Source organism: Amycolatopsis sp. PSD-21 (genome assembly GCF_055561455.1).
Window position 1 is genome coordinate 3,545,210 of the sequence record NZ_CM145712.1, and the last position, 14,641, is coordinate 3,559,850.

The window sequence follows — 14,641 nt, forward strand, 5'->3', positions numbered from 1 at the left end:
GCCGAAGGCCCCGCTATCGCGGTGACAGGGCGTCCTGAGATGGATGACCAGGCAGCGTCCTGCCGACGTCGATCGCGGACGCGGGTTCACCGACAGACACCGACCACCGAGCGAGGGTGTGATGGCGGACCAAGAGAAGCTTCTCGACCTGCTGAAGCGGGTGACCGGGGACCTGCACCGGACCCGGGAACGGCTGCGTGACGCCGAGGACGGACGGCACGAGCCGATCGCGATCGTCGGCATGGCCTGCCGGTTCCCCGGCGGGGCCGACACGTCGGCCGCGCTGTGGGACCTGGTCGAGAGCGGCCGCGAGGGCATCGGCGAGTTCCCGGCCGACCGCGGCTGGGACACCTCCGGCCTGTTCGACGACGACCCGGAGAAGCGCGGGACCACCTATGTGCGGACCGGCGGTTTCCTGCCCGGCGCCGCCGGATTCGACGCCGAGTTCTTCGGGATCTCGCCGCGTGAGGCGCTGGCCATGGAACCGCAGCAGCGGCTGCTGCTGGAGGTCGGCTGGGAGGCCGTCGAACGCGCCGGCCTCGACCCGGCCGCGCTGCGCGGCAGCCCCACCGGCGTCTACGTCGGCGTTTCCGCGCAGGAGTACGGTCCGCGGCTGCACAACCCGGGCGACACGGTGGACGGCTACCTGCTGACCGGCACCACCTGCAGTGTCCACTCCGGACGGATCGCCTATCAGCTCGGCTTGGAGGGCCCGGCGGTCTCGATCGACACGGCGTGTTCGTCGTCGCTGGTCGCGGTGCACGCGGCGGTGCGCGGCCTGCGCGCGGGGGAGTGCACGCTCGCCCTGGCCGGTGGCGTCAACCTGATGGCCTCGCCGGGGATCTTCGTCGACTTCGCGCGGCAGCGTGGCCTGGCGCCGGACGGGCGCTGCAAATCGTTCTCCGACGACGCCGACGGCACCGCCTGGGCCGAAGGCGTCGGGATGCTCGTGCTGGAGAAGCTGTCCGACGCCCAGCGCAACGGGCACCGGATCCTCGCCGTGGTAAGGGGTTCCGCGGTGAATTCCGACGGCGCGTCGAACGGCCTCACCGCGCCCAACGGTCCGTCGCAGCAGCGCGTGATCCGCGCCGCGCTCGCCGACGCACGACTGTCCACTTCGGACGTCGACGCCGTCGAGGCGCACGGCACGGGCACCAGGCTGGGCGACCCGATCGAGGCCGAAGCGCTGATGGCCACGTACGGCCGCGACCGTGACCGGCCGCTGTTCCTCGGCTCGGTCAAGTCGAACTTCGGGCACGCGCAGGCCGCGGCCGGGGTCGCCGGGATCATCAAGATGGTCGAGGCGATGCGTCACGGGGTCCTGCCGCCGACCCTGAACGTCGGTACGCCCAGCCGCGAGGTCGACTGGACGGCCGGGCCGGTCTCGCTGCTGACCGAACGCACGCCGTGGCCCGAGACCGGGCGCCCCCGTGCGGCGGCGGTGTCGTCGTTCGGGATCAGCGGGACGAACGCGCACGTCGTGCTGGAGCAGGCCCCGCCGGAGGAACCCGCCGCCGCGTGCCCCGCGCCCGCCGTGGTGCCGCTGCTGCTGTCCGCGGCCACGGAACCGGCGCTGGCCGCGCAGGCGTCCCGCCTGCTCTCGGTGGCCGGTACCGCCGAGCCCATTGACGTCGCGCACACCCTGACGACGAGGGCGGCGCTGCCGTACCGGGCCGTCGTCACGGGCACGGACTGGGAAACCCTGTCCGCCGGGCTGGCCGATGTCACCGCCACCCGGGTGACCGAGGGCGGGCTCGCGTTTCTGTTCACCGGGCAGGGTTCGCAACGCCTCGGGATGGGTTCTGGGCTGTACGAGGCGTTCCCGGCGTTCGCGGCGGCCTACGACGAAGTTTGTGCGCTGCTGCCCGAGTTCGGGGATTTGGGCCGAACGGAGTTCGCGCAGCCGGCGATCTTCGCGTTGGAAGTGGCGTTGTTCCGCCTTGTGGAGTCGTGGGATGTGCGGCCGGATTATCTGGCGGGGCATTCGATCGGTGAGATCGCGGCCGCTCACGTCGCCGGAGTGCTGTCCTTGACCGACGCGGCGAAACTCGTCGTGGCGCGGGGCCGGTTGATGCAAGCCCTGCCCGCCGGTGGCGTGATGGTGGCGGTGCAGGCGTCCGAGGAGGAACTCGGCGAGTTGCCCGAGGGAGTCTCGCTGGCCGCGGTGAACGGTCCGTCGTCGGTGGTGCTGTCGGGCGCCGAGGAAGCGACTCTCACCTTCGTAGAACGGTTCAGCGACCGGAAGACCAAACGGCTGGACGTGTCGCACGCGTTCCACTCGGTGCTGATGGAACCGATGCTGGACGACTTCGCCGAGGTGGTGCGAGGCCTGGAGTTCTCGGCGCCGCGGATCCCGATCGTGTCCACCGTGGCGGAGAACGCGGATCTGACGGACCCGGCGTACTGGGTCGCGCATGTCCGCGAGACCGTGCGGTTCGCCGGCGCGGCCGAGCGCCTGACCGCCGCCGGGGTCACGAAGTTCTTCGAGCTCGGGCCGGACGCCGTGCTCAGCGCGTTCGTCGACGGCGGAGTGCCCGCGCTGCGCCGCGGCCACGACGAAGCCGGACACGTGGTCTCCGCGCTCGGCACGCTGCATGCGCGTGGCGTCCGCGTCGACTGGGCCGCCTACCTCGGCGGCGGACGGTTCATCGACCTGCCGACGTACGCCTTCCAGCACGAGCACTTCTGGCTCGGCCAGGAAAGCGACGCCGACGTCACCGCGGCCGGGCTCGCCGCCGCCGACCACCCGCTGCTCGGCGCCGCCGTGTCCGTCGCCGCCGACGACGGTGTCCTGCTCACGGGACGCCTCTCGCTCGACCGGCATCCGTGGCTGGCCGACCATGTCGTCGCCGGCCGGGTGCTCGTCCCCGGTACCGCGTTCGCCGAACTCGCCGTCCGCGCGGGCGACGAGGTGGGCTGCGCGGGCGTGGAAGAGCTGATCCTGCGGGAGCCGCTGGTCCTCGAGCCCGGCACCGCGCCGGAGGTCCAGGTCGTCGCGGGCGCCGCCGACGAGCACGGCCGCCGTCCGGTGTCGATCCATTCACGGCTTCCGGAGCGGCCGTGGGTCACCCACGCGACAGGCTTCCTCGGCACTCCATCAGTGTCCACTATGGACATGGTGTGGCCGCCGGAGAACGCCGAAGCGCTCGGACTCGAAGACGCTTACGATCGGCTGGCCGCCGCCGGGCTCGCGTACGGGCCGATGTTCCGCGGCCTGCGCAAGGTCTGGCGCCGCGGCACGGAGATCTTCGCCGAGGTCGCCCTTCCTGAGCCCGAGCAGGCGGCGAAGTTCGGTCTGCACCCGGCACTGCTCGACGCCGCGCTCCAGGCCACCGCCGTTCCCGGCGGGGACCAGGGGTCGGTGCCGTTCGCCTGGCGAGACGTCGTGCTCCACGCGCGGGGCGCGACCGAACTGCGCGTACACGCCCGGCCGGTCGCCGACGGCTTCGCGTTCGACCTCGCCGACGGCACGGGCGCGCCCGTCGCTTCCGTGGGCGGGCTCAGCGTCCGCGCCGTCACGGCCACGACTTCCGTGCGGGACGGCCTCTATCGTGTCGAAGAGGTGCCGCTTCCCGCCGGTTCTTCGGACACCACGGCGGCGGCGGTCCTGGAAGCCGATTCGCTCGACGTCACTCTGCGCGGATTGCAGGACTTCCTGGCCACCGACGAGCCCGGCCCGCTGGTGGTGCTGACCTCTCGGGAAGGCGCGGCCGAAGGGCTGGTCCGTGCCGCGCAGGCCGAGCATCCGGGCCGGATCGTCCTGGTCCGCGGTACTCACGCCGACATCGAGGCCGCACTGGCCACCGGCGAACCCGAAGTACACGCCGACGCCGGAAGCCTGTTCGCGCCGCGCCTGGCCAGGGCGGGCTCCGGTGAGTCCACACTGGACACTTCCGGCACGGTCCTGATCACCGGCGGCACCGGTGGGCTCGGCGCCCGCCTCGCCCGGCATCTGGTCGCCGCGCACGGTGTCCGGCATCTGCTGCTGGTCAGCCGCCGTGGCGCGGACGCGCCGGGTGCCGAGGAACTCGCCGACGAGCTCGGGGCCCGGATCGAGGCCTGCGACGTCTCCGATCGTGAGCAGCTCCGTGATCTGCTGAACCGGGCCGAGCCGCCGGTCACCGGTGTGGTCCACGCCGCGGGTGTCCTCAACGACGGTGTCGTCACATCGCTCACCCCGGAGCGGGTCGACGCCGTGTACCGGGCCAAAGCCACCGCCGCGCAACTGCTGGACGAGCTTACCGGCGACCTCGACTTCTTCGTGCTGTTCTCCTCGATCGCCGGTGTGTTCGGCTCACCGGGGCAGGGCGCGTACTCGGCGGCGAACGCCGAGCTGGACGCCCTCGCCCGGCGGCGCCGCGCCGCCGGAAAGCCCGCGCAGTCACTCGCGTGGGGTCTGTGGCGAGACGGGATGGGTGCCTCGCTGAGCGGCACCGACCGGGACCGCATCGGCAGGGGCGGCTTCGGCGCCCTCGAACCGGAAGAAGGGCTCGCGCTGTTCGACGCCGCCGTGGCCGACGGCGGTGCCGTCCTCGTCCCGGTGCGGCTCGACCTCGCCGCCGTGCGCGCCGCCGGTGTCCCGCCGCTGCTGCGCGGGCTGGTCCGCGTCCGGACTCGTCGCGAAGCCGCCCGCCGCACCGACACCGGGCTGGCGGGACGGCTCGCCGGGCTGTCCGAAAGCGACCGGGAAGCCCTGCTGATCGACCTGGTCCGGACACGCGTCGCGGCGGTTCTCGGCCGGGCGGGCGCGGACACCGTGGAGCCGTCGCGGCCGTTCACCGAACTGGGCTTCGACTCCCTGACCGCCGTCGAACTGCGCAACGAACTCACCGCGGAAACCGGGTTGCGGCTACCCGCGACGCTCGTCTTCGACCACCCGAGCCCGGCGGCGGTGGCCACGTTCCTCGGCGCCGAACTGCTCGGCGCCCCGGAACCGGCGCGTCCGGCGGTGACCCGGCGCGGCGCCGCCGACGAGCCGATCGCGATCGTCGCGATGAGCTGCCGGTATCCCGGAGGCGTCCGGTCACCCGAGGAGCTGTGGGACCTCGTGGCCGCGGGCACCGACGCGATCTCGCCGTTCCCCGGCGGACGCGGCTGGGACGTCGACGGTATCTACGACCCCGAACCCGGCCTGCCCGGCAAGACCTACACCCGCCACGGCGGCTTCCTCCACGACGCGGGCGAGTTCGATCCCGAGTTCTTCGGCATCTCGCCGCGGGAAGCCCTGGCGATGGACCCGCAGCAACGCCTGCTGCTGGAGATCAGCTGGGAAGCGCTCGAACGCGCCCGGCTCGACCCGGCGTCGCTGAAGGGCAGCGCCACCGGGGTGTTCGCCGGGATCATGTACTACGACTACGCCGCGAAACTGGCCAGCGTGCCCGACAGCGTCGCCGGATTCCTGGGCACCGGGACCTCGGCGAGCGTCCTGTCCGGGCGGATCGCGTACACGCTCGGGCTGGAAGGCCCGGCGGTTTCGGTCGACACGGCGTGCTCGTCGTCGCTGGTCGCGCTGCATCTGGCCGCGCGGTCGCTGCGTTCGGGGGAGTGCGACATGGCGCTCGCCGGCGGGGTCACCGTGATGGCGACGCCAGAGACGTTCCTCGACTTCTCGCGCCAGCGAGGGCTTTCGCCGGACGGGCGCTGCAAGTCGTTCTCGGCCGGCGCCGACGGCACCGGCTGGTCGGAAGGCGCCGGGGTGCTCGTGCTGGAGCGGCTTTCGGACGCCCGGCGCAACGGGCATCCGGTGCTGGCCGTGATGCGCGGTTCCGCGGTCAACCAGGACGGCGCGTCCAACGGTCTCACCGCTCCGAATGGACCTTCGCAGCAGCGTGTGATCCGTGCGGCGCTCGCCGACGCCGGTCTGTCCACTTCGGACATCGATGCGGTCGAGGCGCACGGGACGGGCACGCGGCTGGGCGACCCGATCGAGGCACAGGCGCTCATCGCGACCTACGGCGCCGAGCGGGACGAACCGTTGTGGTTCGGTTCGGTCAAGTCGAACCTCGGGCATACGCAGGCCGCCGCCGGGGTCGCCGGGATCATCAAGATGGTCGAGGCGATGCGCCGGGGTGTGCTGCCCAGGACGTTGCACGCGGCGGAACCTTCGGAGGAGATCGAATGGGACGCCGGCGCCGTGGAACTGCTCCATGAATCGAGGCCGTGGCCGGAGGTGAGGCGACCGCGCCGGGCCGGGGTGTCGTCGTTCGGGATCAGCGGGACGAACGCGCACGTCGTCCTGGAGCAGGTCCCGGCCGAAACGCCGGTCGAGCCCGCCTCGCACGGCGTCGTACCGTGGGTGCTGTCGGCCAAGACCGATCAGGCCGTCGCCGACCAGGCCCGCGCTCTACTGTCCCTTGTGGACAAAGCGGATCCACGTGACGTGGCGTACTCCCTGGCCACGACGCGGACCGCGCACGAGCGCAGGGCCGCGGTCGTCGGCGCGGACGCGGAGAGTCTGCGTGCCGGGCTCGAAGCCATCGCGGCCGGTGGCGGGATCACCGGTCGCGCGTCGCGGGGCAAGCTGGCGTTCCTGTTCACCGGGCAGGGTTCGCAGCGACCGGGGATGGGTGCCTCGCTGTACGAGGCGTTCCCGGTGTTCGCGGCGGCGTATGACGAGGTCTGTGCGCTGTTGCCCGAGACCGGGGATCTGTCGCGGACGGAGTTCGCGCAACCGGCGATTTTCGCCCTGGAAGTGGCGTTGTTCCGGCTTGTGGAGTCGTGGGGTGTGCTGCCGGATTACTTGGCGGGACACTCGATCGGCGAGATCGCTGCGGCCCATGTCGCGGGTGTGCTGTCGTTGGAGGACGCGGCGAAACTGGTCGTGGCTCGTGGCCGCTTGATGCAGGCCTTGCCGTCGGGCGGGGTGATGGTCGCGGTGCAGGCGTCCGAGGACGAGATCGGCGAGTTGCCGGAGGGCGTGTCGCTGGGGGCGGTCAACGGTCCGTCGTCGGTGGTGCTTTCGGGCGCTGAAGAGCCGACGCTCGCCGTCGTGGCCCGGTTCGGCGATCGGAAGACGAAGCGGCTGGACGTGTCGCACGCGTTCCATTCGGTGCTGATGGAGCCGATGCTGGACGACTTCGCCGAGGTGGTGCGGGAGCTGACGTTCTCGGCGCCGCGGATTCCGATGGTGTCGGACGTGACCGACCCGGCGTACTGGGTCGCGCACGTCCGGGAGACCGTCCGGTTCGGTGCGGCGGTCGAGCAGCTCCGCGCCGACGGTGTCACGAAGTTCCTCGAAGTCGGCCCCGATGCGGTGCTTTCGCCGCTCACCGAAGGCATTCCCCTGCTGCGCAAGGGACGAGACGAAGCCGTGACGGTGATGACCGCGCTCGCCACCTTGCACGTCCAAGGAGTCCGGGTCGGCTGGGACGCCGTGCTGCCCGGTGCCCGCGCGGTCGACCTGCCGACCTATCCGTTCCAGCGCAAGCACTTCTGGCTCGAACCGGCGCCGGTCGGAGATCTCACCTCGGCCGGGCTGGACTCGCCGGGGCATCCGCTGCTCGCCGCCGGACTCTCCCTCGCCGAGAGCGACGGCACCGTCCTCACCGGACGGATCTCGCTCGCGACCCACCCCTGGCTCGCCGGGCACACGGTGCACGACACCGTCTTGCTGCCGGGCGCGGCGCTCGCCGAACTCGCCGTCCGGGCCGGTGACGAGGCCGGGCGGCCGCGGCTGGCCGAACTGACCCTGCACGCCCCGGTCGTGATCCCCGAGAGCGGGCCGATCGAACTCCAGGTCGCGGTCAGTGCCGCGGCGGCGGTGACCATCCACTCGCGGATACCCGGCGAGGACTGGGCACTCAACGCGCTCGGCCTGCTGGCCGAGGCCGAGCCGCCCGCGAAGGGATTCGTCTGGCCGGACGGGCTCGAACCCATCGACCTCGGCTCCTTCTACGACGACCTCGCCGACCGCGGATTCGTCTACGGTCCGCTCTTCCAGGGCCTGCGCGCGGCCTGGCGGCACGGTGAGGACCGCTACGCCGAGATCTCGCTGCCCGAGGACGCCCGCGAGGACGCGGCCCGGTTCGGGATCCACCCGGCGTTGTTCGACGCCGCCCTGCACGGCATGTTCCTCGGCGAGGGTGAGGAATCCGGGGCGCTGCCGTTCAGCTGGAGCGACGTCAGCCTGCACGCGACCGGCGCCACGACGGTCCGAGCGCGGCTGCGGTTCCTCGCGCCCGGGGAAGTCGCGGTCGACCTGACCGACCTCGCCGGGGCGCCGGTGCTGTCGGTCGGCTCGCTGGTCGTCCGCGCGGTCACCGGTGAGCAGATGCGGGCGGGGGAAGACCGGTCGCTGTTCCGCGTCGAGCACGTCGCGGCCGAGCCGTCGTCCGCGGCGCCGGTGCCGTGGGTGCGATGGGACGAAGTGACCGAGCCGGTTCCGCCGGTCGTCGTCCTGCCGGTGCCGCCGGCGGGGATCCACGGTGTCCTCGAAGTCCTGCAACGGTTCCTGACCGAGCCGCGGTTCTCCGGCTCGCGGCTGGTCGTGGTCACCGGCGACAGTCTCGACGACGCGGCCGCGGCGGGTCTGGTGCGGTCCGCGCAGGCGGAGAACCCCGGGCGGTTCGTCATCCTCGACGGCGAAGTGTCCGATGTGGACACCGCGCTGGCCACCGGCGAACCCCGTGTCCGGGTGCGGGACGGCCGCGCCGAGGTACCGCGGCTGGTCCGGGCGGAGCCCGGCCCGAAGCCGGACTGGGAGCCCGCGGGCACGGTGCTGATCACCGGCGGCACCGGTGGGGTCGGGGCGAAACTGGCCGAACGGCTCGTCACCGAACACGGCGTCGAACGGCTGGTGCTCACCAGCCGGCGCGGCCTCGCCGTTCCCGGCGCCCAAGAACTGGCCGCCCGGCTGGGCGAGCTGGGCGCCGAGGTGCGCGTCGAAGCGTGCGACGTCGCCGATCGGGACGCGGTCGCCGCCCTGCTGGACGGCATCCCCGGCCTGTCCGGCGTCGTGCACGCGGCGGGGGTGCTCGACGACGGCGTCGTCACCGCGCTGACCCCGGAACGTCTGGACCGCGTCCTCGGCCCGAAGGCAGACGGGGCCCGTCACCTGCACGAACTGACCCTCGACCGGCCGCTGACCGAGTTCGTGCTGGTCTCGTCGGTGTCCGGCGTGCTCGGCGGGCCGGGACAGGGCAACTACGCCGCGGCCAACGCCTACCTCGACGCGCTGGCCGAGCGGCGGCACGCCGATGGCCTGCCCGCGCGGTCGCTCGCGTACGGGATGTGGGCCGCCGAAGGGATGGGTGGGGTCCTCGACCAGGCGCTGATCGACCGGATGCGGCGCGACGGTTTCGGGGCGCTCACGCCGGAAGAAGGTGCGGCGCTGTTCGATGTCGCGCCCGGACCGGTGGCCGTACCGGTCAAACTCGACCTGGCCGGGCTGCGGGACCAGGCCCGGGCGGGCGTGCTGCCCGCGCTGCTCACCGGGCTCGTCCGGCTTCCGGTGCGGCGGGCGGTTTCCCCCGAGTCCGTCGCTCTCACGCCGGACGCGGTGGAGGACCTGGTCCGGACGCAGACCGCGCAGGTGCTCGGCTTCGCCACGGCGGACGAGGTCGATCCCGACCACGCGTTCACCGACCTGGGCTTCGACTCGCTGACGTCGGTCGATCTGCGCAACCGGCTCGCGGCCGCGGCGGGACGGCAACTGGGGGCGACGGTGGTGTTCGACCACCCGACCCCCTCGGCGCTCGCGGCGCACCTCCGGAGCCTGCTGTTCCCGGAAGTCGAAGTGCCAGACGAGGCGCGGCTGCGGCGGGCGCTGGCGGGCGCGCCGGTGGAGCGGTTCCGGGAGCTGGGGGTGCTGGAGGCTCTGGTGAAACTGGCCGAGGAACTCCCGGCCGCCGAGTCCTCGGTGCCCGACGAGTCGATCGACGAACTGGACGTGGGGGATCTGATCAGCCGGGCGATGTCGACCGCCGAGCAGGGCTGAAGGACGCTTTCCCCGCGTCGGACGCCGTGAAGGGCGCTTTCACGGAAGGGACCCCAGCGCACAGGTTGCGAAAGCCACTTTCGCAACCTTCAACGTTGCGAAAGTGGCTTTCGCAACACGCGAACCCGCCCGAGCCGCGCGAAGCCTCCCAAGTACATGAAGGCCCCCTTCATTGCGCCTAGCGCAGTGAAGGGGGCCTTCACGTACCAAGTGGGCCCCCGGTTACCGGGCAATGGGGCCGGGGTGGCGAACAGCGCCGGGGACGAGCGGCGCCCGCGCCCAGGATGAGGCCATGCCCGAGCTGCGTCCGTCTCGTCCGGTCCGGAGAATCTGATGGCGACACCCGAAGAACTGGTGACCGCGCTGCGGGAGTCGGTCAAGGAGAACAGCAGGCTGGCCGCGCGCAACCGCGAACTCGCCGACGCGGCGAGGGAACCGGTCGCGATCATCGGCATGGGATGCCGCTACCCGGGCGGGGTCGACTCGCCCGCGGCGTTGTGGGATCTGGTGGCCGACGGCCGCGACGCGGTCTCGGGGTTCCCCGCCGACCGCGGCTGGAACCTCGCCGAGCTGTTCCACCCCGACCCCGACCACCCCGGCACGTCGTACGCGCGTGAAGGCGGATTCCTCCACGAGGCCGCCGAATTCGATCCCGAGTTCTTCGGTATCTCACCGCGCGAAGCGCTCGCGATGGATCCGCAGCAGCGGCTCCTGCTCCAGATCAGCTGGGAGGCGATCGAGCGCGCCGGGCTCGACGCGTCGGCGTTGAAGGGCAGCGCGACGGGCGTGTTCGCCGGGATCATGTACCACGACTACGGAGCAGGCGTTTCCGAGCTGCCCGAAGGAGTCGAGGGCTTCCTCGGCACCGGCACCGCCGGCAGCGTGCTTTCCGGCCGTGTCGCCTACACGTTCGGCTTCGAGGGCCCGGCCGTGTCGGTCGACACCGCTTGCTCGTCGTCGCTCGTGGCCGTGCATCTGGCCGCGCAGGCGTTGCGGGCGGGGGAGTGTTCGCTCGCGCTGGCGGGCGGCGCGACGGTGATGGCGGTCCCGGACACGTTCGTCGAGTTCTCCCGTCAGCGCGGGTTGGCCCCGGACGGACGCTGCAAGTCGTTCGGCGCGGGCGCCGACGGAACCGGCTGGGGTGAGGGCGCCGGTGTGCTGCTGCTGGAGAAGCTGTCCGATGCCGTCCACAATGGACACCGGGTGTTGGCCGTCGTGCAGGGCTCGGCGGTCAACTCCGACGGCGCGTCTAACGGGCTCACCGCGCCCAATGGGCCGTCACAGCAACGCGTGATCCGCGCCGCGCTGGCGAGCGCCGGACTGTCCACTTCGGATATCGACGTCGTCGAGGCGCACGGCACGGGCACGAAGCTCGGCGACCCCATCGAGGCGGACACCCTGCTCGCCACGTACGGCCGCGACCGGAAAACCCCGCTGTGGCTCGGCTCCGTCAAGTCCAACATCGGGCATACGCAGGCCGCCGCCGGGGTCGCCGGGATCATCAAGATGGTCGAGGCGCTGCGCCGCGGCGAGCTGCCGCGCACGCTGCACGCCGACGAGCCGTCCCCGCACGTGGCCTGGGATTCCGGTGCGGTCGAGCTGCTCACCGAGCACCGGCCCTGGCCCGAGACCGGCCGCCCGCGCGCGGCGGCGGTGTCGTCGTTCGGGATCAGCGGCACCAACTCGCACGTCATCCTCCGCCAGGCCCCCGACCAGCCGCGGGCAGGCAACGCGGCCACGCGAGCCCGGGTCCCGTGGGTGCTGTCCGCACGCACCGAGGCCGCGCTGCCCGAGCTGGCGGACCGGTTGCTGCAGACCGGCGGTCACCCCACCGACATCGCCTGGTCACTGGCCACCGGACGGGCGCCGCTGCCGTATCGCGCGGTCGTCACCGGTGCCGACGAGGACGAACTCCGCGCCGGCCTCGGCGCCCTGGCCCGCGGTGAGGCCGCCCCGGGCGTCGTCACCGGCCGGACGGGAAGCGGCAAGCTGGCCTTCCTCTGCACCGGGCAGGGCTCGCAGCGGCTCGCGATGGGCGCCGGGCTCGCCGCCGCCTTCCCCGTTTTCGCCGAGACCTTCGAGCGCGTGGCGGACCGGCTCGACGCGCACACCGGCTTCAAGCTCGCCGAAGTCCTCGCTTCCGAAGACCAGAGCAGGATCGACCGGACCGACGTCGCGCAGCCCGCGTTGTTCGCCTTCGAGGTCGCGATGGCCGAGCTCGTGCGGTCCTGGGGCGTGGAGCCGGACTTCCTGCTCGGGCACTCGATCGGCGAGCTCGCCGCGGCGTACCTCTCCGGCGTGTGGTCGCTCGACGACGCCGCCCGCCTGGTCGCCGCCCGCGGCAGGCTGATGCAGGCGCAGCCCCAGGGCGGCGCGATGGTCGCGTTGCAGGCCACCGAAGCGGAACTCGACCTGCCCGACGGCGTGAGCATCGCCGCGATCAACGGCCCTTCGTCCCTGGTTCTCTCCGGTGAAGAGGCAGCGGTCGCCGCGGTGATCGAGACCTTCCCCGGCCGGCGCTCCAAGCGGCTTTCGGTCAGCCACGCCTTCCACTCCGCGATGATGGACGGGATGCTCGACGACTTCCGCGAGGTCGCCGAGAGCGTGACATACGCCGAGCCGCGGATCCCGATCATCGCCGGTGACGTCCGCGACCCGGAGTACTGGGTGCGGCAGGTGCGCGAACCCGTCCGGTTCGCCGACGGCGTCGCGGGCCTGCACGCGCGCGGTGTCCGGCGCTTCGTCGAGATCGGGCCGGACGCCTCCCTGACCGCGCTCGGCGCCGACTGCGTCAGCGACGGTGTCTTCATCGCCACGCAACGGAAAGATCGTGATGAGGCCGCCGCCGCGGACCTGGCACGGGGAAGGCTCTTCACCGCCGGGGTGCGGCTCGACTGGGCCCGGATCTTCGACGGCACCGGCGCCACCCGTGTCGACTTGCCGACGTATCCCTTCCGGCGGGACCGCTTCTGGCTCGCCGCCGCGCAGACCGCACCCCCGGCCCGGCGGTACGAAGTCGTCTGGCGCCCGATGGAGCCGGTGGCGTCGCAGGAGTCCTGGACCGTCTATGCGGCCGAACCCGGCGCGTGGGCGGAAGCCGCCGCGAAGGCGCTCGACGCGCCCCTGGTGACGGAAGTCCCGGAGACCGGCCCGATCCTGGCGTTCCCGGCGGACGGAGCCGCACTCGCCGCTCTCCTGCGGGACACCCCGGCGAAGGTGTGGTGTGCCACCAGTGATCCCGGCGTCGCCGCGGTCGCGCGGGTCGCGGCGATCGAGCAGCCCCGCCGCTGGGGTGGCTGCGTGACCTTGCCCGAGCAGCCGGACCAAGCCGCTCGCCTCCGCGACGTGCTCGGCGGTCCCGAAGACGAGGTCGCGATCCGCGCCGACGGGATCTTCGCCCGCCGGTTCGTCCCCGCCGCCTCCGCGTCCGGTGCGCCGTGGACCACCTCCGGAACCGCGCTGATCACCGGCGGCACCGGAGCCTTGGGCGCGCTCGTGGCCGAACGGCTGATCCGCGCCGGGACGGAGCACGTCGTGCTTCTCTCCCGCCGTGGCGAGGACGCGCCTGGTGCGGCGGAACTGCGTGAACGGCTGGAAGGCCTCGGTGCCCGCGTCGGTATCCACGCCTGCGACGCCGCCGACCGGGACGCATTGTCCACAGTGGTCAGTGGTCTGACCGATCTCCGCGTGGTCGTGCACACCGCCGGCGTCCTCGACGACGCGATGCTCGACGACGCGACGCCCGAACGCTTCGAGGCCGTCGCCCGGCCGAAGGTGACCGCCGCGCGGCACCTGCGGGAACTCACGGATGACCTCGACGCGCTCGTGCTGTTCTCGTCCGTCGCCGGGGTGCTCGGCAACGGCGGGCAGGCCGCCTACGCCGCCGCGAACGCGGAACTCGACGCGCTCGCGACCCGATGGCGGGCAGAAGGTGTCAAGGCGGTGTCGATCGCCTGGGGCCCGTGGGCCGAGGGTGGCATGGCCGAGGCGGTCGACGACGCCGTCCGCCGCAAGGGCCTGCGCCCGATGACCCCCGAGTCCGCGGCGGAGGAGTTCGTCCGGGCGATCGCCTCCGGCGACACCTGCGTCACCGTCGCCGACTTCGACTGGCCGTCGTTCTTCGAGGACTTCCGGGCCGCGCCGATGCTCGCCGAACTGCCACGACCGGAAACCGCGGCAGCCGAAGCACCGGTGGCGGATCTGCGGTCCCGGCTGAGCGGCCTGATCGAACCCGAACAGCGGCGGCTGCTGCTGAAGGTCGCCCGCGAGACCGTGGCCAAGGTGCTCGGCCATCCGGACACCTCGGCGATCGGCCCGGACCGCGCGTTCACCGAACTCGGTTTCGACTCGCTCACCGCGGTCGAACTGCGCAACCGGATCGACGCCGCGACCGGCCTCGCCGTGCCCGCGACGCTCGTCTTCGACCATCCGACCCCGCAGGCGCTGGCCGCCTACCTCTGGCAGGAACTCGCCGGGACGGACGACGACGTGGAGGGCCTGCTCGACGGACTGGAAGCCGCGTTGAGCCGTCTCGACCCGGGCGGGGACGAGCACGCGAAAGCGGGCGCCCGGCTGCGGAAACTCGCCGAGAGCCTCGACGGGCCCGGCTTCACGCCGTCTTCGGACGACGAACTCTTCGCCTTCATTGACCAGCAACTCGGCGCTTGAGCCGGGTGCACGCGACCTCGACCGATGAGTGGGGACACC

Annotated in this window: 1 protein-coding gene and 1 pseudogene; both read left to right on the top strand. The window is 72.5% G+C overall.

Translation table 11 applies throughout. From position 1 onward, the window contains the following. The first annotated feature begins 121 nt into the window (after positions 1–121). Positions 122–9,934, top strand: a complete 9,813-nt coding sequence (locus ACZ1DY_RS17055; protein ID WP_465484920.1) for an SDR family NAD(P)-dependent oxidoreductase — start codon at positions 122–124, stop codon at positions 9,932–9,934. 333 nt (positions 9,935–10,267) lie between these two features. Continuing rightward, positions 10,268–14,602, top strand: a pseudogene (locus ACZ1DY_RS17060) (type I polyketide synthase); the annotation flags it as partial. Positions 14,603–14,641: the final 39 nt, after the last annotated feature.

What these genes read in the sequence shown, in the direction of transcription:
- ACZ1DY_RS17055 (WP_465484920.1), top strand. Translation starts at nt 122, where the DNA reads ATGGCGGACCAAGAGAAGCTTCTCGACCTGCTGAAGCGGGTGACCGGG.